General features: G+C 61.2%; 23 protein-coding genes. 8 read left to right on the top strand and 15 right to left on the bottom strand.

The genetic code is table 11. The annotated features are described in order from the left end of the window. The 8 genes from nuoL to ndhC are packed head-to-tail and all read right to left on the bottom strand — an operon-like array spanning nucleotide 1 to nucleotide 7,701. The gene (gene nuoL / locus GY725_17440) at nucleotides 1-2,043 is read right to left on the bottom strand and encodes an NADH-quinone oxidoreductase subunit L (protein MCP4005976.1); all 2,043 of its coding nucleotides are present in this window, start codon (nucleotides 2,041-2,043) and stop codon (nucleotides 1-3) included. Nucleotides 2,044-2,046: 3 nt separating this feature from the next. Continuing rightward, nucleotides 2,047-2,355 (bottom strand): NADH-quinone oxidoreductase subunit NuoK, encoded by a 309-nt coding sequence (gene nuoK / locus GY725_17435; protein ID MCP4005975.1) that lies wholly within the window; start codon nucleotides 2,353-2,355, stop codon nucleotides 2,047-2,049. Further along, nucleotides 2,355-2,852, bottom strand: coding sequence for an NADH-quinone oxidoreductase subunit J (locus tag GY725_17430; protein MCP4005974.1), 498 nt, complete (start codon nucleotides 2,850-2,852; stop codon nucleotides 2,355-2,357). The genes nuoK and GY725_17430 overlap by 1 nt, the downstream gene beginning before the upstream one ends. Beyond that, nucleotides 2,852-4,015, bottom strand: coding sequence for an NADH-quinone oxidoreductase subunit H (locus GY725_17425; GenBank protein ID MCP4005973.1), 1,164 nt, complete (start codon nucleotides 4,013-4,015; stop codon nucleotides 2,852-2,854). The genes GY725_17430 and GY725_17425 overlap by 1 nt, the downstream gene beginning before the upstream one ends. A 31-nt stretch (nucleotides 4,016-4,046) precedes the next feature. Beyond that, nucleotides 4,047-5,564: a molybdopterin-dependent oxidoreductase gene (locus GY725_17420; protein MCP4005972.1), complete on the bottom strand. Its 1,518-nt coding sequence runs from the start codon at nucleotides 5,562-5,564 to the stop codon at nucleotides 4,047-4,049. Nucleotides 5,565-5,567: 3 nt separating this feature from the next. Further along, nucleotides 5,568-6,860 carry an NADH-quinone oxidoreductase subunit NuoF gene (nuoF, locus tag GY725_17415; protein ID MCP4005971.1) on the bottom strand — a complete coding sequence of 431 codons (1,293 nt, stop codon included), beginning with the start codon at nucleotides 6,858-6,860 and terminating at the stop codon, nucleotides 5,568-5,570. A 22-nt stretch (nucleotides 6,861-6,882) separates the two neighbouring features. Beyond that, nucleotides 6,883-7,344, bottom strand: coding sequence for an NAD(P)H-dependent oxidoreductase subunit E (locus tag GY725_17410; GenBank protein ID MCP4005970.1), 462 nt, complete (start codon nucleotides 7,342-7,344; stop codon nucleotides 6,883-6,885). A 3-nt stretch (nucleotides 7,345-7,347) separates the two neighbouring features. Beyond that, on the bottom strand, nucleotides 7,348-7,701 hold the full coding sequence (gene ndhC, locus GY725_17405; GenBank protein ID MCP4005969.1) for an NAD(P)H-quinone oxidoreductase subunit 3: 354 nt from the start codon (nucleotides 7,699-7,701) through the stop codon (nucleotides 7,348-7,350). 142 nt (nucleotides 7,702-7,843) lie between these two features. Between ndhC and GY725_17400 the strand changes: the two genes are divergently transcribed. The 5 genes from GY725_17400 to GY725_17380 all read left to right on the top strand — a co-directional run bounded on the left by GY725_17400 (nucleotide 7,844) and on the right by GY725_17380 (nucleotide 12,813). After that, on the top strand, nucleotides 7,844-8,842 hold the full coding sequence (locus tag GY725_17400; GenBank protein ID MCP4005968.1) for an NAD(P)-dependent glycerol-3-phosphate dehydrogenase: 999 nt from the start codon (nucleotides 7,844-7,846) through the stop codon (nucleotides 8,840-8,842). A gap of 67 nt (nucleotides 8,843-8,909) precedes the next feature. Continuing rightward, a complete protein-coding gene (locus GY725_17395; protein ID MCP4005967.1) occupies nucleotides 8,910-9,761 on the top strand; it encodes a hypothetical protein in 852 nt (283 codons plus the stop codon). Further along, nucleotides 9,758-10,702 carry a hypothetical protein gene (locus GY725_17390; protein ID MCP4005966.1) on the top strand — a complete coding sequence of 315 codons (945 nt, stop codon included), beginning with the start codon at nucleotides 9,758-9,760 and terminating at the stop codon, nucleotides 10,700-10,702. The genes GY725_17395 and GY725_17390 overlap by 4 nt, the downstream gene beginning before the upstream one ends. Then, on the top strand, nucleotides 10,703-11,620 hold the full coding sequence (locus GY725_17385; protein MCP4005965.1) for a PHP domain-containing protein: 918 nt from the start codon (nucleotides 10,703-10,705) through the stop codon (nucleotides 11,618-11,620). Then, nucleotides 11,617-12,813: an aminotransferase class I/II-fold pyridoxal phosphate-dependent enzyme gene (locus GY725_17380; GenBank protein ID MCP4005964.1), complete on the top strand. Its 1,197-nt coding sequence runs from the start codon at nucleotides 11,617-11,619 to the stop codon at nucleotides 12,811-12,813. The genes GY725_17385 and GY725_17380 overlap by 4 nt, the downstream gene beginning before the upstream one ends. Nucleotides 12,814-12,887: 74 nt before the next feature. Here the strand turns inward: GY725_17380 and GY725_17375 are convergent, their stop codons facing one another. The 4 genes from GY725_17375 to gshB form a co-directional block, all read right to left on the bottom strand. Next, nucleotides 12,888-13,412, bottom strand: coding sequence for a methylated-DNA--[protein]-cysteine S-methyltransferase (locus GY725_17375; GenBank protein ID MCP4005963.1), 525 nt, complete (start codon nucleotides 13,410-13,412; stop codon nucleotides 12,888-12,890). 136 nt (nucleotides 13,413-13,548) lie between these two features. Next, complete coding sequence (locus GY725_17370) at nucleotides 13,549-14,037, bottom strand: hypothetical protein (GenBank protein MCP4005962.1); 489 nt, start codon at nucleotides 14,035-14,037, stop codon at nucleotides 13,549-13,551. A gap of 229 nt (nucleotides 14,038-14,266) precedes the next feature. Further along, nucleotides 14,267-15,238 carry a phosphoribosylaminoimidazolesuccinocarboxamide synthase gene (locus GY725_17365; protein MCP4005961.1) on the bottom strand — a complete coding sequence of 324 codons (972 nt, stop codon included), beginning with the start codon at nucleotides 15,236-15,238 and terminating at the stop codon, nucleotides 14,267-14,269. A 1-nt stretch (nucleotide 15,239) separates the two neighbouring features. After that, a complete protein-coding gene (gene gshB / locus GY725_17360) occupies nucleotides 15,240-16,196 on the bottom strand; it encodes a glutathione synthase (GenBank protein ID MCP4005960.1) in 957 nt (318 codons plus the stop codon). Nucleotides 16,197-16,323: 127 nt separating this feature from the next. Between gshB and GY725_17355 the strand changes: the two genes are divergently transcribed. Beyond that, nucleotides 16,324-18,786, top strand: coding sequence for a PBP1A family penicillin-binding protein (locus GY725_17355; protein ID MCP4005959.1), 2,463 nt, complete (start codon nucleotides 16,324-16,326; stop codon nucleotides 18,784-18,786). Then, nucleotides 18,698-20,386 carry an NAD(P)/FAD-dependent oxidoreductase gene (locus GY725_17350; GenBank protein MCP4005958.1) on the top strand — a complete coding sequence of 563 codons (1,689 nt, stop codon included), beginning with the start codon at nucleotides 18,698-18,700 and terminating at the stop codon, nucleotides 20,384-20,386. Before GY725_17355 ends, GY725_17350 begins: the two co-directional genes overlap by 89 nt. Nucleotides 20,387-20,571: 185 nt before the next feature. On the opposite strand, the gene GY725_17345 is transcribed toward GY725_17350, so the two are convergent. Both GY725_17345 and GY725_17340 read right to left on the bottom strand, forming a co-directional pair. Continuing rightward, complete coding sequence (locus GY725_17345; protein ID MCP4005957.1) at nucleotides 20,572-21,807, bottom strand: aspartate aminotransferase family protein; 1,236 nt, start codon at nucleotides 21,805-21,807, stop codon at nucleotides 20,572-20,574. Further along, a complete protein-coding gene (locus GY725_17340) occupies nucleotides 21,804-22,994 on the bottom strand; it encodes a M20 family metallopeptidase (protein ID MCP4005956.1) in 1,191 nt (396 codons plus the stop codon). The genes GY725_17345 and GY725_17340 overlap by 4 nt, the downstream gene beginning before the upstream one ends. 138 nt (nucleotides 22,995-23,132) lie before the next feature. Here GY725_17340 and GY725_17335 point away from each other — a divergent pair, with 138 nt between their 5' ends. Then, nucleotides 23,133-23,972, top strand: a complete 840-nt coding sequence (locus tag GY725_17335; GenBank protein MCP4005955.1) for an outer membrane lipoprotein-sorting protein — start codon at nucleotides 23,133-23,135, stop codon at nucleotides 23,970-23,972. A 13-nt stretch (nucleotides 23,973-23,985) separates the two neighbouring features. On the opposite strand, the gene GY725_17330 is transcribed toward GY725_17335, so the two are convergent. Beyond that, nucleotides 23,986-24,747 (bottom strand): methyltransferase domain-containing protein, encoded by a 762-nt coding sequence (locus GY725_17330; GenBank protein MCP4005954.1) that lies wholly within the window; start codon nucleotides 24,745-24,747, stop codon nucleotides 23,986-23,988. Nucleotides 24,748-24,791 lie beyond the last annotated feature (44 nt).

The following is a 24,791-nucleotide window of genomic DNA, read 5'->3' as shown; positions in this document are numbered from 1 at the left end:
TCAGGCGCCTCCCACCAGATATACGATCAAGACAATCCCGCCCACGAGCATGACGAAGACGTAGGACTGTGTGAGCCCGGTCTGCGCGTACTTCAGAACGCGTTCGGCGCTAGCCACGACGAAACGTGCCGTGCCGTTGACGCCAAAGCCGTCGATCCATTTTGCGTCGACCACCCGGCTGAGCACGCGATCGGAAACTGCGAGCAGCGGACGTATGATCACCGCCTGGTACAGCTCATCGATCCAGTACTTGTTGTAGACCAGTCGGTACAGAGGGCGGATAGCGGAGACGATCTGTTTTTCGAGACCCTTGCGCCGGTAGTACAGCAGGTAGGCAAGGCCGAAGCCGATCGCGGCGACCCCGGTCGAGAAGGTCGCCAGCCCGAATTCTGTGGAGTGGTCGACCTCGTGGTGCACGGAGTGCGCGACGTGGTTCAGGAAGTAATGCAGGCTGTTCGATTCGCGAATGCCGAAGAACTGATCCCCGTACGCATCGGGTAGCGTCCCCCAACCGGCCACCACCGAGAAGACGGCCAGCACCACCAGCGGGAACAGGATCCAGGAGGGTTGTTCCTTGATCTGGTCCTGGGTGTGCGGATCGGCCCGGTTCTCACCGGTGAATACGCGAAACCACAGACGACCCATGTAGAAGGCGGTGATGCCCGCAGTCAGTACACCGATCGCGTAGAGCGCGGAGTGTCCGGGCACGTCGTGGGCGAGGTTCACCGAGAGCAGGATCTCGTCCTTCGACAGCCAGCCCGACATGAACGGGAAGCCGGCGATCGCAGCCACTCCCATGAGGCAAGTCCAGCCCGTCCAGGGCATCCGGCGCAACAAGCCGCCCATACGGTCCATATTCTGCTCGTGATGCATGCCCAGGATCACGGAACCCGCCCCCAGGAAGAGCAGGGCCTTGAAGAAGGCGTGAGTTGCGACGTGAAAAATCGCGGCGCTATACGCTCCAACACCTGCCGCCAGGAACATATAGCCGAGTTGGCTGACGGTCGAGTACGCCAGAACCTTCTTGATGTCCTTCTGGGCCATGCCGATCGTGGCGGCGAAGAGTGCGGTCAACGCACCCACCCAGGCGACCGTGGCCGACGCACCCGGTGCCAACGAGAACGCGAAAGACATGCGGCAGACCATGTAGACACCGGCGGTCACCATGGTGGCGGCGTGGATCAGCGCCGAGACCGGCGTGGGACCCGCCATCGCATCGGGCAGCCACACGTAAAGCGGGAGTTGCGCCGACTTTCCACAAGCGCCGAGGAACAGACACAGACAGGCCAGGGTCAACAGAGTCCAGACAGGGAAGCCGGGCAGGAAACTCAGCCAACTCGGTAGCTGTACGGTCTTGCCCTCGAGCAGTCCGATGCTGAGCGCCATCTCCCGGAACTCCACGGTGGGCACACCGGCGGCCGAAAACGACCAGAACAACAGGAAGACGCCCAAAAGGAAACCGAAATCGCCGATGCGATTGACCACGAAGGCCTTTTGCCCGCACATCGCATTGTGATCTTCCAGATACCAGAAGCCGATCAGCAGATAGGAGCAGACGCCCACGCCTTCCCAGCCCACGAACATGACGAGCAGATTGTCGCCCAGCACGAGCATGAGCATCGCGAAGGTGAACAGGTTCAGGAAGACGAAGAAGCGCTGGAAGCCGCGATCGTCGCGGTGATCTTCGTCCATATAGCCGACGGAGTAGATGTGGATCAGCGATCCGACACCGGTGACCACCAGAATCATCACAGCAGAGAGCGGGTCGAGCAGGAAACTCAACTCGGCGTGAAAATCCCCGGCGGAAATCCACGTGTAGACATTGTCGACCAGGTAGCGCTGCCCGGGCTCAAAGCCGGTCGCCAGATCCTTTACGACCCATAGCGACTTGGCGAAGGCCAGGATGGGCGCGCCGCAGGCCAGCACGATCACCACGGGTCGCGGCAGATTGCCCTTTGCGAACATCAGCCATAGACCGCTGAGCAGCGCTGCGATCAGCGGCAGTAGCGGAATCCAACGCAGGCTATCGTCGACGTGATCCACCCGCTACCACCTCATGAGACTGGCGTCTTCGATGTTTACGGTGTCGCGGTTGCGCACCAGCGAGATGATGACGGCGAGTCCGACCGCCACCTCGACTGCAGCAACCACCATGACCATGAAGGCGAAGATCTGGCCGGATGAATCGCCGAGTTCGCGGCCGAAAGCCACGAGCGAGAGGTTGGCCGCGTTCAGCATCAGTTCGATGCTCATGAACATGACGATGATGTTGCGGCGCACCAGCACACCGAGCACGCCCAGCAAAAAGAGCAGCGCCGCAACGATCTGAAAATGCCAGCCCGCGATCTCGCCCATCAGTCCAGGCTCCTCTTGGCCAGCGCCACCGCCGCCACGATACCCGCCAGAAGCAGCACTCCGGCCAGTTCGAAAACGAGCACGTAGTCGGTGAACAGGATCTCGGCTACCGCACGCGTCGTGCCATAACTCGCATCCACTTCGGGGAAACTCGAGCGGGCCCCCGCGAGAATCATCGAGAGCTTGAAAGCCCCCGCGCCCAGCAGCAATCCGCCTGCAATCTTCATGAGCGGCTGCGAGTCACCTCCCAGGGCGCCGCCGCGCAGGTTGAGCAGCATGATCACGAAGAGAAACAGAACGACGATCGCACCGGCGTAGACCAGAACCTGGATCAAGCCCACGAACTCTGCGTGCAAAAGGAAATAGAGACCCGCGAGCGCGAGCATCGTCACGACCAGGCTCAGCGCGGCGTTGATCGTGTTCCTGACGTTCGCCACCACACCGACGCCCGCAACGACGGCTGTCATGGAAAAGATCCAGAAGAGCGCGACTTCCATCAGCTGACGATCTCCTGAATGAAGAGGATGGCCAGTGCGGTCACGACGATATTGACGAGGGAAAGGGGCAGAAGGATCTTCCAACCCAGGTTCATGACCTGGTCGTAGCGGAAGCGAGGCATGCTCCAGCGAACCAGCATCTGGAAGAAGATCATCGCGATCAGCTTTCCGAAGAACACGAGCACGTGGATGATCATGGCGAGCACGTTGCCCATATTGGGACCGAAGACGCCCGACATGTAGTCGATCAGGACCGCGTCGGTGATCCACGGAATCGACCAGCCACCCAGGAACATGGCCGTGATCAGACCCGAAATCACGACCACCTCGATCCATTCGCCCATCATGTACAGACCGAACTTCATTCCGCTGTACTCGATGAAGTAGCCCGCGATGATCTCGGACTCCCCCTCAGGAGTATCGAAAGGCGGGCGCTTGTTCTCGGCCATGATCGCCGTCAGGAACATGAAGAAGCCCAGCGGCTGCATCAGGATGCCCCACATGGGCAAGGTGATCAGATCGACCCACCAGGTACCGGCCTGCGCCCAACCAAAGTGTTCGACGAAGCCGAGGACGCGGAAAGTCTCCTGCTGGGCGATGCCCATGTCGGTGAGGCGCACGGTCTCATAGACCATGAACACGCCGATGACCGAAATGCCCATGGCCACTTCGTAGGAGATCATCTGCGCCGAGACGCGAATCGATCCGAGCATCCCGTAGTTATTGTTACCGGCCCACCCGGCCAACATCGAACCGTAGGTGGCGATCGACCCGATCGCGAAAAGATAGAGAACGCCGTAGTCGAGATTCGCAACGACGAGGCTCCACTCCGCGCCCCAGGCGGTGTACGTCCCTCCGTAGGGGATGACCGCGAAACTGATCATCGCTGGAACTACGGCGATGAACGGGCTGATCGTGTGCAAGAAGCGATTCGCCCCGTCGGGAACGAAATCCTCCTTCGTGAACATCTTGATCGCATCAGCCAGTGGATGGATCAGCCCGAGCGCCTTGATACCAAAGATATCGGCGCGGTTGGCGCCGATCCGGTCTTGCATCAACGCGCTCTGCTTGCGCTCGACCCACGTCATGATCGGCGAAAACACGAGTGCGATCACAAAGAAGATGAATAGCGCCTTGGCGATGACGGCCGTTTCCAACATCAGCTCTTCACCACTGGCTGGCGTCTGACCTGGCTCATTTGGACAACTCGCATCCGCAAAAACCCAGTTCGGTCAATCCGCAGCCACTGAATGCGGGCACTTCGTCGCACAGACGCTTGGAAACCGCGAACGCGTCCCAGGGCTCGGACCAGCCGTCCAGACCCGCGAAGTCGGCGATTTGTTGCAGCAGGGCTCCTTCGGACCAGGCTTCCCAGCTGGGTTCGACCACACGCCGGAAACGCTGAACACGCTTCGCGTGATTCGTGAAACTGCCATCCTTTTCGGTAACGACACGCGATGGCAACACCACCGCGGCTTTACCGCTCAGGTCCGACGCGTGCGTATCGATCAGGATCCACTTCTCGACCTGTGTGAGTGCGGTCGCTGGCAGAACATGTCCGAATACGATGCCGAGTTTAGCTCCGGCGAGTTCGTCAGACTCCTGGAAGCCGAGTGCACGTGCGCCCTCGGCATTGGGTGCTTTCTCCGCCTGGGTCAGGATGCCGTCGGCCTTTCCGGCCGGCACGCTGAAGGTCGCGGGAGGCGCACCGAGTGTTTCCAGCAGCTTGCGCAGGGTGAACAGGTCTTCGTTCGATGAAAACGGCGATGCGGATGCCACGATCGTTCCACCCGACTCGCTGGCCGCGCGCACGAGATCACTCGCTTTGCGCAACCCCTCGATGAAGCTCGCCGGTTTCCCGCCGACCAGCGCAGACTCCAGCCGATTCTCCCTACCCATCTTATACGAGAGCCGGCCGTGATCACACATCCAGGTATCGTTGACATCGTCGTTGAGTCGGGGCACGAAGCGATAGATCTTGTTGTTCGAACGCGACGCGTACACGTTACAACCGGTGCTACAGCGATCGCAGACGGTCTCCACGTCGTCGAGGAACCAGGAACGGATCTTGAACCTGAAATCCTTCGTGGTAAGCGCACCCACGGGACAGAGATCGGCAACGTTCATGGAGTAATCATTGTCGAGCTGAGTGCCCGGGAACAACTCCATCAATGATCGCTCACCGCGATTGAAGACACCCAGCTCACCGGTTCCCGGAACCTCCCGACAGAAGCGCACGCAACGACGGCACAGAATGCAGCGCTCCTGGTCGAAGGTGATGGTCGGCCCGAGGTCCACGGCCTTCTTTGCAACCCGGCGAGGCTCCTTCGTGCGCCCTGCGGGCATGCCAAAGTCGAAAGAGTAGTCCTGTAGTTTGCACTCTCCGGCCTGGTCGCAGATCGGGCAGTCCAGTGGATGGTTGAGAAGCAGGAGTTCCAGCACTCCCTGGCGCGCAGTCTGCACGCGCTCGCTCTGCGTGCTGATGACCATGCCATCTTTGACCGGCGTGTTGCAGGCGATCTGAAGCTTTGGAACGCCTTCGATCTCGATCTGACACATGCGGCACGAGCCATCGATGGGCAGTTTCGGATGCCAGCAGTAGTGGGGAATATCGACGCCGCTCATCAGCAAGCCGAGATCGTCGATCGCCTGCAGGATCATCAATCCGTCGGCAACCTCGTAATCTTTTTCGTCGATCGTGATCTTCGGCATGTCCTAGATCTCGAAACTATCGGGGAAGGGGCACTTCTTTTGCTCGATATGCTGTTCGAACTCGCTGCGGAAGTGGCGCATCAGGCCCTGGACAGGCCAGGCGGCCGCATCGGCGAAAGCACAGATCGTCTGGCCTTCGAGCAGTTTCGGAACGTCGCTGAGCAGCTCGAGATCCTGCGGCATTCCCCGGCCGTGCTCGATGCGATCGCAGATCTTATTGATCCAGCCGGTACCTTCGCGGCACTGCGTGCACTGACCGCAGGACTCGTCCCGGAAGAAATAGCTGGCCACGACCGCAACCCGCACCATGCACGTGGTGTCGTCCATGACCATGACGCCGCCCGTGCCCAGATGTGAACCTCGTTCCGAGAGAAATTCCTCAGCCATCCGCACATCGATCTGGGAAGCGGGCAAGACCGGCATGGAGATGCCGCCGGGAATCACGGCCTTGAGTGCCCGGCCGCCGCGCACTCCACCGGCTTGCGCGATCACATCCTTGAGAGGCGTGCCCATCTCCAGTTCGAACAGACCCGGACGTTCGACGTGACCCGACACACCGAACATCGTCGTACCCGGACTCTTCTCGGTACCAAAGCCCTGGAACCACTCCAGTCCACGCGAGAGGATGAAGGACGTGTGCGAGAAGGTTTCGATGTTGTTCACGGTGGTTGGCAGACCGAACGCGCCGTGCTGGGCGGGGAACGGCGGCTTGATGCGCGGTTGGCCCTTCTTTCCGCCGAGCGATTCGAGCAGACCCGTTTCTTCGCCGCAGATGTACGCACCCGCTCCGCTGTGCACGACGATATCGTGGTCGAAGCCCTTCTTGCCCAGGATGTTCTTTCCCAGAAAGCCACCGGCACGAGCTTGTTCTACCGCCTTTTCCATGACCGAAATCGCGTAGGCGTATTCGCCGCGGATGTAGATGAAAGACTTGCTCGCGCCCGTGGCCCACGCGCCGATCAAAACGCCCTCGATCACCTGGAAGGGGCCGCGCTCCATGATCAGACGGTCTTTGAAGGATCCGGGTTCTGATTCATCGCCATTGACCACGAGCACCTTCGTGCGCTCGTTGCCCTTGGGCATGAAACTCCACTTCAGACCCGCGTTGAAGCCCGCTCCGCCGCGGCCGCGCAGACCACTGGACTTGACCATCTCGACGACTTCTTCCGGCTCCATCGAGACGGCCTTGCGCAGACCGTCGAAACCGTTCTTCGCCTCGTACCCTTTCAGGGTGCGGAAAGAATCGTCGCCGTAGTGCTCCGTAAGATAGTTCTTGACCAGAGGTTCGGTAATCATCGGTGTTGCATTCCGGACATCGCTAGTCCAACTCGTCGATGATGCGCTTGGCCTCGACTTCGTCGAGTTCTTCGCAATAGCGACCATCGACCTGCATCACGGGCGCGGTACCGCAGGATCCCAGGCACTCCTCGTGACCGAGTGTGATGCGACCGTCCTTCGTCGTCTCGCCGGCGTGCACGCCCAGGTGCGCTTCGATCGCCCGCATCAGGCCGCGACCACCGCGCAGACTGCAGGACAGGTTCGTGCACACGTTCACGTGGTGTCGACCCTGCGGTCGCGTGTAGAACATATTGTAGAAGGTCAGGACCTCCCACACATCGACCGGTTTGATCTCGAAGAGTTCGGCAACATCTCGCGCGGCCGGAGCGTCGACGTAACCGTTTTCGGCTTGAACCAGATACAGCGCGGGAATCAGAGCACCGCGTTTCTCCGGGTAGCGCTCGAAGAGTGCTTCGATCTTTTTCCGAGTGGCGGGTTGCACGGTCTAGTCCCAGTCCAATCCGCCCTTGAGCCACTCATAGGCCAGGCCAATCGCGAGAATTGCAAGGAACGGCAACATGATGCCGAAGCCATACCAGCCGAGGTCGCGAAACACGACGGACCACGGGTAGAGGAACACCACCTCGACATCAAAGATGATGAACGAGACAGCAACCATGTAGAACTTGATGCTGAAGCGCTGGTACGGCGAGACGATCTGGCTCTCTCCGCATTCGAAGGGTTCCATCTTGGATGCGAAGCGCAGCTTCGGACCGAGAACACTCGTCAGGAAGAGAAACAGGAACACCAAGCCGGCGCCCAGCAACATGAATAGACCGAGTCCCGCGTATTCGCCCATTCGCGTGTTGCGCCCTCGTGAAGATCCGCGGAAATAAAGGCGGAATCGGCGGCTAAGCTACGAACCCGCGCTTGCACTGTCAACGGGAACGCGCGCCGATTATGCTGTTGGAATGAGCGAGCCGAAAAACTCCGATAATCCGATGCGCTGTTCCGTTCTGGGTGCGGGAAGTTTTGGCACATGTCTGGCCATCCTGCTGGCCGAAAGAGGCTACTCCGTAGATCTCTGGGCTCGAGATCCAAAAGTGGCCGACGCGATTCGCGCTCGTCGCCGCAATCCGCGCTACTTGTCGGAATTCGAGCTGCCGGATGCGATTCAGGCCACGAGTTCGCTCGAAGAAGCCGTTCACGACAAAGAAGTCGTCCTGTCGGTCGTGCCGAGCCACGCGGTCCGGGAAGTGTGGAGCGAAGCCGGAAGCAAGATGCGAGCGGAAACCCTCTTGATCTCCGCGTCCAAAGGCATCGAGATGGGCACCGGCAAGCTGGTGAGTCAGGTGCTCGAAGAGGTCCTACCAGAGAGCCGCGAGCGCCTCGTCTTCCTGTCTGGACCCAGCTTCGCGCGCGAGATCGCCGAGCTGCGACCCACGGCCGCCAGCGTGGCCGCGTTCAATGAATCGTTTGCGATCGCCGCGCAGACCATCCTCTCTTCCCCCCTGTTCCGCTGCTACACCAACGGAGATGTCGTGGGTGTGGAACTCGGCGGCGCTCTGAAGAACGTGATCGCGATCGCTGTGGGATTGTGCGACGGAATGGAATTCGGCCTGAATGCCCGTGCGGCACTGATCACCCGAGGGCTGGCTGAGATCACCCGGCTGGGAGTCGAGCTCGGCGCGAATCCCCTTACTTTCCTGGGCCTTTCAGGCATCGGCGATCTCGTGCTCACGTGCACCGGCGACCTCTCGCGCAACCGATCGGTCGGCCTGGAGATCGGCCGCGGGCGGCCGGTGAAAGAGGTCCTTGGCTCGCTGACCCAGGTCGCCGAAGGCGTTCGAACCGCGCGATCGGCCTACGAGCTGGCTACCCGACACCGAGTCGACATGCCCATCACGACGGGCATCTACCAACTCCTGTACGAAGACAAGGAGCCCCGCCAGGGCGTGGTCGAACTGCTGACCCGGCAGCTGAAGAGCGAGCTGGAGTGATTCGACCCCATCGAGCCCAATCGAGATCCTTGAAGCCCGGATCCAGCGAGTAGAGTACCCTGCGCCCATGCGCTGCCTGCCCTTTCTCCTCATCGCGGTGATTTTTTCGGGATGCGGTCCCAAGCTGATCCGCGAGACCGTGATCCAAAACAAGTCGATGCTGATCGAGCTGCGCGAGAAGGTCGAAGACGGGAACGTCGTGCCCCGGGGATACAATCACCCTGCAACTCTGGCCGACGTGCGCATCGCCCACATCCTCGCCTCGATCAGCCACGAGGAAGAGAAGGGAAAGCGGACGCCGACCATCCGCTCGAGCCACGTCTACGACCTGGCCGAGGGCATCTCCGAGGCTCTGACCCACGCGACTCCGGACCAGGAAGTCATGGCGGTCGTGTTCTCACGCGATCGACGCCTGGGCATCTTCACCACCGATCACACCACGACACTTGCGATCTGGATCGAGGGCGACCAGCTGATGCTCGATTTCTACGGCATCGAGACCGAGGTCGAAAAAGGCAGTCGGATCGGCGAATCCGATTATCGCACTCCGAGTGTACGGCCGGTCGGTCAACCGAGCTTCAAGCTGGTCGCCGGTGAAGGACAGGTGCGTTTCGGAAAGCGCGGACTGGCGGTCGACTGGCGCAATGATTACTACCGGAAACCGGTGAGCCTGCGCTACCGCTTCGGCCAGGTGCGTCGCAGAACCATCTTGATGGAAGAAACAGGGCCGGCCGACGAAGCCGTCACTCCCGCACCTCGCGATCCCAAAGAACTCAGCGATGCGCAGCTTCGCGCACTCGATCAGCTCGAGGCGGCGCGCTACGCCGGTTACGTGAGCGAAGCCGAGTATCAGCGTCGTAGACGCCTGGTGCTCGAAGGACGTATCGAGGAAGCGGGTTACGGAAGCGATTCCAGGTGAGTAATTCCGGTTCGTCCGCGCTCGTTCGTCGGGTCCACATCGATACGGACCCCGGTCTCGACGATCTGCTCGCACTGGCCCTCGCCTGGGCGTCTCCCGAACTGCGCGTGGAGGCCATCACGACGGTGGCCGGAAACGCGTCCCTGGAGCACGTGACCGACAACGCGCGCCGCTTTCTCGCATTCGCCGGGCTCGACCTGCCTCTGGGCAAGGGTGCAGCCCGTCCGCTTTCACTGGAAACGACCGACGCGATCTCAGTGCACGGCGAGGACGGACGCGGCGGAATCGCTCTTCCAGAGGTGCCTCCCGGTGCGCTGCCCGACGCCCGTGAGGTGCTGCGCCACAGCCTGCTGGAGCGCCGGGTCGATCGAATCGTTGCGCTGGGCCCTCTGACGAACATCGCCGCACTTGTCGACGAAGACGCCTCACTTTTTGGCAAGACCGAGATCGTCTGGATGGGCGGGTCGCTCTGCGACGGGAACGTGACGCCGGTTGCAGAGTTCAACTGCTACGCAGATCCGCTCGCCGCGGCGACCGTGCTGGGATCCGGGTTGAATGTGCGCGTCATCGGACTGGACGTGACCAATTGCGTCGTGCTGCGCGACCGAGATCTCCCCGAGCAGCCTTTCGGGGTCGGGCCGCGCGCAGCAACTCTCACGGCCATTCTCGACGCGATGATGGAAGTGGAACGTCCGGTGCACGGCGAACGCTGCGCGATCTTGCACGATCCGAGCGCGATCGCTTCGCTGATTCACCTCGACCTGTTCCGCTACGAGGACAAGGTCATCGACACTCAGGTCGTCGAAGGGCTCGAACGGGGTCGGATGAGCCAGTTGGATTCTCTTGGAGCCAGCGTGCGCTACGCAGTCGAGGTCGATCACCCACGCCTCATTCAACTCTTCCTGTCGCGCCTCTCTGCCTGGGCCGGAACGGCTGAATAGGTGCGCTGCGACTTCCACACGCACTCGGACGCCTCGGACGGAGACCTGACACCCGAAGCGCTGATCGAACAAGCCCAGCGCGAAGGGATCGATGTCCTGGCGTTGACCGATCACGACGACGTGAGCGGCGTATCCGATGCCGCGCGTCATTGCGCCGAACTGGGCCTGGTGTTCGTACCGGGAGTAGAGATTTCGGTGACCGACGATGACGGTGAACGACGCCTGCACATCCTCGGCCTGGGCATCGATGCCGACTGCGAATTCCTGGTGGAACGGCTGCAACAGACCCAGGAGATGCGATCGAAGCGCGCGGCCAGAATCGTCGGGCGCTTGAACGAGTTGGGCGTGCCTCTCGAACTGGAGCGCGTGCAAGAAATTGCCGGCCGCGGCTCGATCGGCCGACCGCACGTCGCGCGCGCGCTGGTTGAATGCGGAGCAGTCGAAGACGAGGATCAGGCCTTCGGGAAATACCTGCGGCGCGGCCGCCCGGCATTCATCGACCACCCGGGCATGAGTTCGGCAGAAGCCATCGACTCGATCCACGCCGCGGGTGGCATCGCATGCCTGGCCCATCCGCCGCTTTCCACAGGAGTCAGTGGTCCGGGCGGTCTGGAGATTTTCATCGAGCGGCTGGTTCGACTGGGACTCGACGGTGTCGAAGTCCAACATCCGGGGCATCGCTCGAATCACGTGAAGCGCCTGCGCCGATTCGCTCGCCAGTTCGGTCTGGTCGAGACCGGTGGCAGCGATTTCCACGGAAACTCACGGCCCGATGTGCGTCTGGGATGCGGTCGCGGAAATCTGAAAATCGGCTCGAAGGTCTACGAGGGCATCCGAACGCGAATCGCGCAAAGGCGTGATAATGCTGAGATGTTGACCCCCGCGAGCACGGCGAGTACCCTCGGCCGCCCCTCATGAGCAGCAAGCCAAGAAAGCCAGGTAGCTCGACCCGGGCCGTCCACGGTGGCGAGCGCGAGGGCCGCCCGAGTGTGGCCGATTCTCTTACCACCCCTGTGGTGCAGAGCTCGACCTACTGGTTCCGCGACACCCAGGAAGTCATCGACTACCAGGAAGGCAGGAATCCCAGCTTCGAGTACGGCCGCTACGGAAACCCCACCACGCGAGTCCTCGAAACCAAGCTTTGCGAACTCGAAGGGGGCGAGGACTGCATCGTCTCGGCCTCGGGCATGAATTCAGCCACGACCCTGCTCCTGGCGCTGGTGCCGCAAGACGGACATATCGTCACGACGCACGATTGCTATCGCCGCACCCGGCAGTTCACCCAGACGGTGCTCCCGAAGATGGGCATCCGCACGACCGTAATCGATCCAGCCGATCTGGACGGGCTCGAAAGCGCGTTGAAAGATGGCGCGAACCTGTTCTTTTCCGAATCCCCCACAAATCCCTACCTCCGGGTCGTCGATGTACCTCGTGCGGCCAAACTCGCACATGCACACGACGCGACGGTGGTCATCGACTCGACCTTCGCCACTCCGACCAATCAACAGGCCATAGGGCTGGGCGCCGACCTGGTCCTGCACTCGGCGACCAAGTACCTGGCCGGACACAATGACGTGATGGGCGGTGCGCTGATCGGGAAACGCGAACTGATCGAGCCCATCCGCGAACTGCACGGCGTGCTGGGAGGCGTGGTAGACCCGCATGCCGCGTACCTGATCCTGCGCGGCGTCAAGACCCTTTCCCTGCGCGTCGAGCGGGCCAATGACACAGCCTTGCGTCTGGCAAACTTCCTGGAACGGCACGAGGCCATCGAGCGCGTGCACTACCCCGGACTGGCGAGCCACCCGGATCACGAGACCGCCGCGCGCGATATGAGTGGCTACGGTGGCGTCGTGAGCTTCGAGGTACGCGGCACGCTCGAGAGTGCGTCAAAATTCATTGACGCACTCACCATCCCGTATATCGCCCCGAGCCTGGGAGGCGTTGAGACCCTGGTTGAACAACCGACCATCGTTTCCTACTGGGACAAGACGGCAGAGGAGCGCGCAGATCTCGGCATCCGCGACAATCTGGTGCGCTATTCCTGCGGAGTAGAAGACGCCGCCGACCTGATTGCCGACGTCGAAGAGGCGCTCTCGATCGCTCGCTAGCCCTGATCCGTCTCCTAGAGGCCCGGCCGAAAACACCGCTGGGCATGGCGAGGCGGCGCAGTGCCACCCTTGTGCTAGAGCAGGACGGCGGAAGCGGTCGATTTCTCGAGCGCCAGCAGACGCCGCTTGGCATCCAGCCCCCCGCCGTAGCCTCCCAGCTTTCCGTGGGCGGCGATCACCCGGTGACACGGAATCACGATCGGAAGCGGATTCGCCCCGTTTGCGAGGCCAACCGCACGCGACGCACCGGGCTGCCCGATCTGTTTTGCGATCTCGCCGTAGCTGCGGGTTTCGCCGAAGGGAATCGCCTCGAGAGCAGCCCAGACGCGGCGCTGAAACTCGGTACCGATGCGTTGTAGTGGGATGTCGAAAACCCTTCGACGCCCGGCGAAGTAGTCTTCGAACTCTTGCTCCACCTTGTCGAGCATCGGCAACCACTCGACGCGTTGGGCTTCCGGTAGCACGCGCTTCAACCAACCGGCGAATCCCAGACCCGCAGACCTCGGCAGATCAACACAGACCAAAGCGTTCTCGGTCACTGCGATGCGCAGCACTCCGATGGGACTTTCCATCCTCGACGTCGCGAGAGTCTCCGACATTGCCCACCCGTGTCGTGATCTCGTTGGCGATCACGCCACTTCGAGAATGGAGAGGCGGGGGACAGTCGCTGTCCCCCGCCTCGACGTCCAACCTCTAAGTACCGCCTCGTATGATAGAGGCAAGAGGCGGGTTCGGCTAGCGCCGACGTGCCGTTTTCCGCGCTGTCTTCTTGCGTGCGGTCGTCTTCTTGCGACGGGCCGTCTTCTTGCGCGCTGTTGTCTTCTTGCGACCAGTGGTCTTCTTGCGACCGGCGGTCTTCTTGCGCGCTGTCGTCTTCTTGCGACCGGCGGTCTTCTTGCGCGCGGTCTTCTTGCGTGCCGTCGTCTTCTTGCGACCGGGCGCCTTGCGACTGGCCGTCTTCTTGCGCGCCGTCGTCTTCTTGCGGCGAGTGCCCGAACCGCGTCGTGCCATCTTGGCCCTGCAGACGTCACCCTGCTTGTCGATGAAGTAGAGGAATCCGTCCTCTCTCTCGACTCCCGCCTTCTGCACCTTCTGTGGTCGTTTCTTGGTCTGGCGACCTCCGCCGCGAGCCATTGCTACCCGCGAAATATCGCCCTGTTTGTCGAGGTAGTACAGATACCCCTTCTCTCGTTTGATACCGGTTTTTTCAACTTTCGCTGCCATTGGTTCCCCCCAAATTCGTTCTCGTCGTCGGTGAGATCCAATTTGTTCGCCAAACCCCGGTGCACCTCTCACGTGCTTCACCGACGACGAACACGGATCCCACGACAGAACATCGAAAAGTTATTCGACGTATTTCGATTCTGTCAACGATTCCGGGCAAGAAAATGCTCAGCGACCGTGGCTGCATGTGAGTCTGCAGCCCGATTTCCGTCGCTGTCGGCGAGTTCGCTCAGCCGTCGAGACTAAGATTGCGCCGTATCCGCTGGATCGGCTCGTCGGTGGAAGCTTCGAATGCGCGTCCCGTGATCGACTCGAAAGCCTCGATGTAGCGGCGCGCCGCTTCGCAGCGAACCTCGTCGGGCAGCGTCGGCGGGGGGCCATCCCCTCGGTATCCCTGCTCTACGAGCCAGCGCCGCACGTATTCTTTGTCGAGCGCCTGCGGGTCCCGTCCGTCGGCCATTGCGGATTCGTAGGTTTCGGCATGCCAGTAACGCGAGGAATCCGGCGTGTGGACCTCGTCGATGACGACGATCTCGCCCTTCTCGTTCAGGCCCATCTCGTACTTCGTATCGACGAGGATCAGTCCGCGACTGGCAGCCCAGGCCTGGCCCATTTCGAACAACTCGCGACCGATTTTCTCAGCAGCGTCGTAGAGATCCGCGCTGATCGCCCCACTGGCGATCAGTTCCTCGCGCGAGGTCAGCTCGTCGTGATCCCCTTTTTCGGCCTTGGTGGTCGGGGTGAGCAGCGGCTCGGGCAACTTCTGGTGCTTGACCATGCCGTCGGGCAGGCGATGGCCGCAGTAATCTCGCTCTCCAGCTTCGTACGCCCTCCAGATCGCCGTATTGGAGATACCGGTCAGGTACCCCCGCCACACGAACTCGACGGGAAGCAGTTCGCATTCCCGGCAGGTCGTGACACAGGGATCGGGCACGTCGATCACGTGGTTCTGGGCTATGCCGCGAGTCTTTTCGAACCAGAACGCGGCCAGTTGATTGAGCACCTGGCCCTTGAACGGGATGGTGCCGACGACCACGTCGAAGCAGCTGATGCGATCGCTGACGACGATCGTGCGCACGTCCCCTTTCACATAGTTGTCGCGAACCTTGCCAACCGTCCGTTCGCCCAGCTCGGGAAGATCCGTCGCTTCCAGCGTGCGACCGCATTGTTTCTGAAGCAAAGAGAATTCGACTCCACCCATCTCAGATCTCTCCCCGTTGACTGACGAGACGCGCCTCGACCGCGTCGAGCACGCGAGATTCGAGCTCCACCCCGTCGAGCTGGTTGATCTCTTGAATACCCGTGGGACTGGTGACGTTGACCTCGGTGAGCCGGTCCCCGATCACGTCGATACCCGCAAACAGAATGCCATACTCGAGTAGCGCAGGTCTCAATCGTTCGCAGATTTCTCTGTCGCGCGCGCTGATTTCGCTCTTCTGTGCCGTTCCACCGACGTGGAAATTGGAACGGGTCTCCCAGCGTTGCGGTACGCGCAAGACCGCGCCAATCGGCTCCCCCTCGACCAGGATGATGCGCTTGTCTCCGTCTCGAACCTCGGGGATGTAGGCCTGTGCAATCTGCAGAAGTGTGCCGTGTCGGGTGGCCGTTTCGAGAATGGTCTTGGTGTTTCGGTCGTCGGGCGTCAGGTGAAACACGCCCTCCCCGCCGCAACCGTCGAGCGGCTTGATGATCATCTCCCCGCCCAGGCGCGCACGAAACGCCTCCAGTTCGGCGATGTTGCGGCTGATCAGGGTTTCGGGGCATAGATCCGGGTAGCGCAGCACGAACAGCTTCTCGGTGACCTCGCGCAGACCGTGTGGATCGTTGGTGACCAATGTGGTCCTGGGCGTCAGGCTGAGCAGGTGGGTCACGAAGAAGAAATCCAGGTCGTACGGGGGATCCTTCCGCATCCACACCACGTCGAAGTCCGAAAGGGGGCCGAATCCGCTCTCGCCCAACTCGTACCAGGCATTCCCCGAGGCGAGCAGCGTCTCGACCCAGCCCGATTGGGACTGCCCGTCGGAACCGATGCTCAGCTGGGAAACTTCACAGGTGGCGATGCTGTGACCGCGTTTCGCTGCCTCGCGCATGAAGACCACGGTGGTGTCGGCCGTCGGATTCAAACCGGACAGCGGATCGACGATAAAGAGATGACGCATTCGCGGATGCTACGGCCGCACCGTCGCCAGTGTCAAACCTGTGATGCTCCGCAACTGCTTGATTTCCAAGGGATCTCAGTTAGGCTTGCGCCGAGTTCCCTCGGTTGATCGAGCCGAGAAAGGCCGCTTGAAACGCCTCATCCAGATCCTGCTCGCACTGGTAGTCCTCGGCGCGGTCGCCTGCGTGGCCGGGGTGGCGCTATTCTACGCCCTGATCCTTCGAGATCTGCCCGAGATCCGCTCCCTGGATGACTATCGGCCCAAGCTGATCACCCGGTTCCTGGACCGCGACGGGCTGGAAATCGCGAGTTTTGCCGAAGAGCGGCGCATCATCATGCCGATCGAGATGATCCCCGATCACGTGGTGCAAGCCTTCATCGCCGCAGAAGATTCGTCGTTTTACGAACACGAGGGCCTGGACTACCCCGGCATCATGCGTGCGGCGCTCAAGAATCTGCGAGCCGGATCGGTCAAACAGGGCGGCAGCACGATCACCCAGCAGGTGGCCAAGACCTTCTTGCTGACCAACGAGCGCAGTTTCATCCGCAAGATGAAAGACATGGTGCTCGCCCGCCGCATTGAACGGGACCTGGACAAGAATCAGATCCTCTTCCTGTACCTGAACCAGATCTACCTGGGTTCGGGGGCCTATGGCGTCGAAGCCGCTGCGCAGAACTACTTCGCGAAGAGTGTCACGGAGATCAATACCGCGGAAGCCGCTCTGATCGCGGGCATGGTGCCGGCGCCATCCCTGTGGACGCCGTTTCGCAACAGGGAAACCGCGTTGCGCAAGCAGAAGTCGGTCCTGGGTCGCATGCGCAACGAGCGCTTCATCAACGAGGAGCAATACCAGGAAGAACTGGCCCGCGAACTGGTCTTCAATCCACGCGGCTGGAACGAGTTGCGGGCTGCGAGTTCCTACTTCGTCGAGGAAGTCCGACGCTATCTGGTGACGCGCTTCGGCAATGATCGCGTGCTGACGGGCGGCATGAGCGTGAAGACCACGATCGATCCCCAGCGGCAACTCAACGCGTACCGCGCGGTACGACGCGGACTGCGCGCTCACGATCGGCGCCAGGGCTACCGCGGCCCGATCAAGAACGTTCCTCAAGAAGAGTGGCTGTCGACACTCGCTGCGATCAGCGAATCCAACACAGAGGTCAGGCACGGTGAAGAAGAAGTCTATCGCGGGCTGGTCACGGCCATCGATGACAAAGAAGGCACTGCTACGCTTTCTCTGAGCGTCGAGATCGAAACAGTCCTGACGTTCGAGCAAACGAACTGGGCGCGCGTACCCGATCCAAAAATCGACGGCATCCTACCGCGCATCAAACGCATGAGTGAGGCACTGCATACCGGCGATCTGGTCTGGATCGAAAAGGTCGGAGACGAGTTTCAGTTGTTTCAGAGACCCTTGGCCGAGGGCTCTTTGGTCGCGGTCGACCTGGGCACAGGCCACCTGCAGGCGATGATCGGCGGTTACAGCTTCAACCGCAGCCAGTTCAATCGCGCGCTGCAGTCGCGACGTCAACCGGGATCCGGCTTCAAGCCATTCGTATACGCTGCGGCCATCGAGGGCGGCTACACACCGGCGAGCATCGTGCACGACACCGCGATCGTCTACGAAGATCAGAGCACTGGAATGGTGTGGAAGCCGGAGAACTACAGCGACAAGTTCTACGGTCCCATCACTCTCCGCAATGCTCTCGCGAAGTCGCGTAATGTCGCGACGATCAAGATTCTGAGCGATATAGGACTCGGTCCCGTGAAGCGTTTCGCGCGGCGCGTTGGCATTTCTTCGAAGCTCGAGAACAACCTCGGGCTGGCGCTCGGGAACAGCGAACTGACCTTGGGTGAACTGGTGCGCGGCTACACGAGCTTCGCCGCAGGCGGCCGGCTCATCGATCCGATCTATATCCTCGAGATCCGGGATCGCAACGGTGAAATCCTCGAAGAGAATATTCCGTTGCTGGCGAGCTTGACGGTCGACGATGCCGAGGATACGGCCATCCCCGACGAAGAAGAACTCGATCCCGGCCTCGCGGCCGAAGCCGAGATCGACGTCATTGCGGACCCAGTGGTCCTCGCAGGCCACACCGAGCAAAAGGACCATCTCCGCGACCCGAACAATCCATTCGATCCGATAACTGCGTACTTGATGACCGATATGCTGCGGGCCGTCGTCGAAGACGGAACCGGTCGGCGCGTGCGTGCGCTGCGCCGACCCGTCGCCGGAAAGACCGGTACCACAAACGATTTGCGCGACGCGTGGTTCATCGGCTTCACGCCCGAAATCGCTGCCGGTGTCTGGGTAGGCTACGACCAGGCCAGGAACCTGGGCAAGAACGAGACCGGGTCTCGCGCCGCAAGTCCGATTTTCCTGGACTATATGAAGACTTCACTGAAAGGCCATACCGTACGCGACTTCCCGGTACCCGACGGCATCGTGTTCTCGCGCATCAATCGCAAGACCGGATTGCGCGCTCTTCCGGGCGATCCCGATGCAGCGTTCCAGCCTTTCCGAGAAGGCACGGCTCCGCAGGAGACGAGTCCTTCCATCACGAAGACATCGCGACCGCGACTGGACTGAATTCGTGACGGATGCACCTCACGTCGCGATCCTGGGCGGAGGACATAACGGGCTGATCTGCGCCGCCTATCTGGCGAGAGCGGGCGCCCGGGTCACGGTACTGGAGCGTCGCGAGATCCTGGGCGGGGCGTGTGTGACCGAGGAATGCTGGCCCGGGTACAAGGTCTCCCGCGCATCCTACGTCGTCTCCCTTCTGCGCCCGCAGATCGTGCGCGACCTGCAGCTCGAAAGCTCCGGCCTGCGTCTTCTACCGCGCTCACCGTCCTCTTTTACTCCGCTGCTCGACGGCCGATCGCTGGTGCTGGGACCTTCGATGAGTGAGAACGTGGCGGACATCCGCAAGTTCTCGGCTCACGACGCGGAGATCTATCCCCGCTACGAGGCTCTCCTCGAGCGCATCGCAGCAGCCATCGAGCCAACTCTGGATGCGCCCGCTCCGGACGTACGCGTCCGTCGACCTGCCGATTTGAAGCCACTCTGGCTGGGCGCCCGTGCGGGTTTGAAGCTGGGTCGCGATCTGCCCAAGGCCGCTCGGCTTCTACTCGGCCCTGCGCGGTCATTGCTCGAAGAGTACTTCGATGCGGAACCGCTGCGAGCCACACTGGCGACGGACGCCGTGATCGGTGCGTTCGCAGCACCGAGCCAACCCGGAACCGGCTACGTGCTGTTCCATCACGTGATGGGTTCACTAGGCGGACATCGCGGCGTGTGGTCGTACGTCCAGGGCGGCATGGGAGCACTCACGGAAGCACTTGCAGATGCGGCACGTCGTCACGGAGCGGAGCTGCGCACCAACGCAGAAGTCGAGCAGATCGTAACCCGCAGTGGTCGAAGCGTAGGCGTGGCATTGGCGAACGGTGAGGAAATCAGATGCGATGCCGTTGTGTCGAGTGCAGATCCGGCGCGCACGTTTGCGAGCCTGGACGACAAGGCCGTTTTGCCCGAAGAATTCACCCGCGCGATCGCGGGCATCGACTACCGCAGCCCGGTCGTGAAAATCAACCTGGCCCTAAACGAACTGCCGAACTTCGCGATTGCGGACCGCGAAACACAACCGCTCACGGGTACCATCCACATCGGGCCTACGGACCTCGACGGGATCGAGCGAGCCTATGATGACGCCCACGCGGGTCGCGTTTCTGAACTGCCTGTCGTGGAACTCACAATTCCGTCGACGCTGGACCCGACCCTTGCCCCCGAAGGACGTTATGTGGCCTCCATCTTCTGCCAATACGCTCCCGCTCTGGCAAACGACGATCCGCGCTGGCCGAGTTTGCGCGACGAGATGCGAGACCGAGTGTTCGCGGCGATAGAGAGAGTCGCACCGGGATTCCAGAACAGCATCGAACACGCCGAAACTCTGGTAGCCCCGGACCTGGAGCGCGAGTTCGGCTTGACCGGCGGAAATATCTTCCACGGGGCCATGAGCATGGATCGCCTGCTGTTCATGAGGCCAGTTCCCGACTGGTCACGCTATCGCACTCCGCTCCCCGGGCTTTTCCTATGCGGCTCCGGAACGCATCCGGGTGGTGGAGTCATGGGCGCACCCGGACGAAACGCAGCGCTCGAAATTGCGCACGAACTGGGACTGAAGCGCTAGGGAATCTCTGCACAGGGAGGATTCGAGCGAGAAGCGGGAGTCGCCGCCTGAGCAAGAAGCGTGATCCGATCGCAGATCCGTAGATCTGCAAGGGGTCGCGCCACGCAGCGCAGGCGGATGCATCGCGCTTCGCAGCCGCAGCCTCCCTGTGCAGAGGTTCCCTAGCCGGCCTCAGAAGCGCGCCATCAGGAGTAGCGCGCTTCCTTGCCCTGGGATTCTCCATGAGTCTTCACGGCATCGCGTAGATCCGACAAGAACTCGTCCGCAACTTCGGCGTGTGCTGGCGAGAGCATCATGTGCAGAGCGTCTGGATTTCCCTGTCTGTCCAGGCACCAGCCGCGATCGTCCATCACATCGCCGATTGCCGCGATATCGTATTTGTCCGAACCAAAGGCGAATAACGTCATCTGCGGCTCGCCAATCACGTTCAATCCATCGATCTCGTTGATGCCCGCCTGGAATTTGCGGACCGTGTCGCGAACGACGCTGGCCAGACGAGTGTAACCCTCTTCGCCCAGATAGTTGAGAATCGCCCAGCCCGCCGCGATGGGTGCGGCCGGTCGTGCGCCCGCCATGGCGAACGAGCCGTAGATCCCGCCCGGCCACTCCGAATAAACGAAGAGCTGGTTCGCTTTCAGTGAAGCCTCATCGCGATGTGCGATCACAGAACAACCCTTGGTGGAGTAGCCGTACTTGTGCACATCAGCAGAGATCGTCGATACACCTTCCACTCGAAAGTCGAACGGGGGAATTGGCTCACCTATGCGCTCGAAGAACGGCAGCATGAACCCGCCCAGACATGCATCGGTATGGAAGGCAATACCGCGCTCGGCTGCGAGTCCAGCGAGTTCTTCGATTGGATCGATCACGCCAAACGGGTAACAGGGAGCGGAACCCACGACCATCGCCGTATCGTCGTCGATCAATTCGGCGGCCGCTTTGGGATCTGCTCGGTAGTCGTCGCGCAATGGAATCTGCACATGCTCCATGCCCAGGTAGAGCGCCGCCTTTGCAAACGCCGGGTGCGCGGAATGCGGCGCGAGCAACTTGGGACGGGTTACGCCCCGCTCCTTCTTTGCACGCTCGCGCGCCGTCTTCGAAGCCATGAGAATCGACTCGGTACCGCCTGAGGTCAGGCAGCCTCCGGCATTTTCGCCGCCGTTGAGTAGATTCGTCGTCATCGAGACGATCTCGACTTCCATCTCTCGCAGGCTTGGAAAGCGGAACGGGTTGAGCGCGTTCTCGTACAGGTAGAGATTATTCGCTTCGGACAGAACGGAATCCACCTCCTCACCCACCGGGTAGAGAAGGCTGAATGTGCGCGCGGCCCGCCAGTTCGCATCCTTTGCTTTGCGCTCTTCCATGCGCGCGAACAGCTCTTTGCGCTCAATGCCCTTCTTGGGGAGTGTAACGTCGCTCACAGGGTGGCTCCCGCGGTTGAAGCTTTGAACGCCTCAGCGGCTTGCTTGCGAAGTGTTTCATCACACAGAAAATCCAGAGCGGTCATGGCGAGTGCTTTCGCGCCGTCAATCAGGGCAGCATCACCCATCTCTCCACCGGACCACTCCGTGAATTCAGCGTTGTGGATCGTGCAGTTTGGTGGAGCCGAAGCGATCATCGGGTGAATCGAAGGCAAGCGATGACTCACATTGCCCATATCCGTACTCCCCTGAATCCCAGCGGGTAGTTTGTCGAACGGAAAGAAATCCCGCCCCAGACTTTCGGCGTTCGCCTGGAAGGCCTTCGCGAGAGGCCAACTCGTGTTCAAGTCCATGTAGTCCACGTCGCCCCACTCCATCTCCAGCCGCGCGCCGGTCGCCTCGGCCCCGCTGCGCAGGCAACCCTCGACGCGTTTCTTCAATAGCGCGAGTTCGGAAGCATCGGCGGCGCGCGCAACGAAGGATCCCTTTGCCAGTTCGGGCACGATGTTCGCCGCCTGCCCACCGTTGGTGATGATTCCGTGCAGTCGCTCCGTCACTTTGATGTGCTGGCGCAGCGCTCCGATCGCCTGATAGGCAATCACGAGCGCATCGAGCGCATTGATCCCGGCGGACGGCATGGCCGAAGCGTGCGCCGCACGGCCGTGATAGGAAACCTCGACGTAGGCGATCGCGATGCAGGGCATGGTCACGAGGTTGATCCCGGCCGGATGAATCATGAGCGCAGCATCGACACGGTCGAATGCACCTTCACGTGCCATCAGTTCCTTGCCACCACCGTGCTCCTCCGCCGGCGTACCCAGCCATCGAACCCGACCGGGCAACCGCTCCCCGAGCGCTGCTAGTACGAGACTCGCCCCGAGCGCCGATGTAGCAATCAGGTTGTGCCCGCAGGCGTGTCCGATCTCTGGCAACGCATCGTATTCCGATAGGAGTGCGACACATGGCGCGTTCGGATCGCCGAACTCCGCCTGGAGCGCAGTATCGAGACCGTAGACGCCGACCTCTACATCGAGTCCGCCGCGGCGACCGGTGTCAGCCAGTAGCTCAGCAGCCTTGAACTCCTCGAATGAGAGCTCGGGATTCGCGTGAATCTCGCGCGAAACGCTGATCAGGTCACCCCGCATCGCCTCGATCGCCTCGCAGATCTCTTTCTTCAACTCGGTCAGCACCATCGAGTTTCCTCCGTGGTAGAAGTATACGCAGGCTTGGCCTCAGCTTCGCAAGCCGGCGAAGAGGTCTTCGGTGTACCTGAACACTGACCCGGGCACTGGATGGGACAGAACCCGCGTGAGAGGATATGGCCTATGAGAGTACTGGGAGTAATTCTGGGAGTCGTGTTTGCGTTTTGCGTCGAGGCGGCCGAGTCCCTTCCGCCCGTGGGCTCTGTCGGAACCGAGGACGCAGTGCCGGAGAGCTCGGCACTGACCGGCAAGGAGATCTTTGCGCGCGTTCTGGAGAACCGATTACTGGCCTCCGATCAGCGAGAGACCCTGAGTTCTTCCGACGCCGCGGGAAACACGCAGGTCAGCGCGCTCCGATTGCGTTACAAGGACTTTCGCGATGCGGGTGAAGCCGCGGGCAAGCGCGTGCTTTCGAAATCCCTCCTCAAGTACACCAAACCCCGCGACATGAAAGGCTCGGGCTACCTGGTCATCCAAAACGAAGGCCGGCCGGACGACCAGTTCGTGTACTTTCCGAGCGCGCGAAAAGTGCGGCGAGTGAACCTGGGCGAGTCCATTCTGGGTACGGACTTTTCGATGGAGGACATCCTGCCGCGCGAACTCGAGGACAGCCTCTACAAACGCGTCGCCAACGAGACAGAGAAAGGCGAACCCTGCTATGTCATCGATGTTTTTCCGAAAGCAGATTCAGGATCACAGTACTCACGGCTTCGAGTCTTCGTCCACCGGGAGCACTGGATTCCGATTCGCACGCGTTATTGGGACGCCGCTGGCATCGAAGTCAAAGAGTACCGGGCGAATCCGGATGAGATCGAGACGATTCGAGGCATAGCAGTGCCTCGACAGTCCACGATGCGGAGCCTGCTGGACCAGACCAGAACCGAACGGGTCATCACCAAGCTCGAAACGGAGCCGGACTTGCGCGAGAGCATGTTCAGCATTCGGCGCCTGGAACGACGCTGAAACGGCCGATGCCTCAAAGACGCGCTTTGGTGAGACCAACGGGCAGACTGAAGTCATAGCTCCGGGGAGTATCGATTTCGTAGGCTTCCCGGACTTCTGCAGTCGCCGTGTCGAACATCTGGCGCAGTTGGGCCGATGCGGTGGGCGAAGTGCCACCTCGCTCGAGCCAATCGTCAAACTCGAGCCGCACTCGCCAGGCGTCCTGCGCTTCGACGCGCATCCCGGCTACTTCGCAGAATCCCCGCCACTGCGCCAGGTTGTGATTTCGCACATGGGATGAATCGCGCAGAATCTCAACCGCGTTCATGAACGTGTCCAGGAGCGGATCGTCGAGTGAGATCGAGTCGATGACTGCGAATATCCCTCCCGGTTTCAAGACTCGAGCTGCTTCACAGATTGCCTTCCCGATTGCGCGGAAGTGGTGAGGCCCCTGGCGCGCAACGACCAGATCGAAACACGCGTCCGGAAAAGGCAGGGCTTCTGCCAGGCCCTTTTGCAGGATCAGATTGTCGACACCTCGTTCCCGGGCCAGGTTCGCTGCGGCCTCCAACATCGCTTGTGTCAGATCCAGACCGACGACCTCCTGCACATGGGGAGCGAACGCGAGTGCGGTATGGGCGGTGCCGGTCGCCAGATCCAGTACCCGTTCGTGTCCCTTCAGTTCCGCTGCCTGGATCAGGCGTTCGAAGTCGGGTCCCGTGGAGAGCACACCGGCCACCGCGTACTGGTTCGCGGCTTCGCCAAAGCGCTTCTGGATCGATTGGTTGATGTCCATTTTGAGCCTCCCGGGCCTCGTCGTGCTTGTGAAATTACTTAACC

This window comes from bacterium (genome assembly GCA_024226335.1).
GTDB lineage: Bacteria > Myxococcota_A > UBA9160 > SZUA-336 > SZUA-336 > JAAELY01.
Note: the sequence above shows the minus strand (reverse complement) of the source record. Positions and strands in the feature narration are given on the sequence as shown.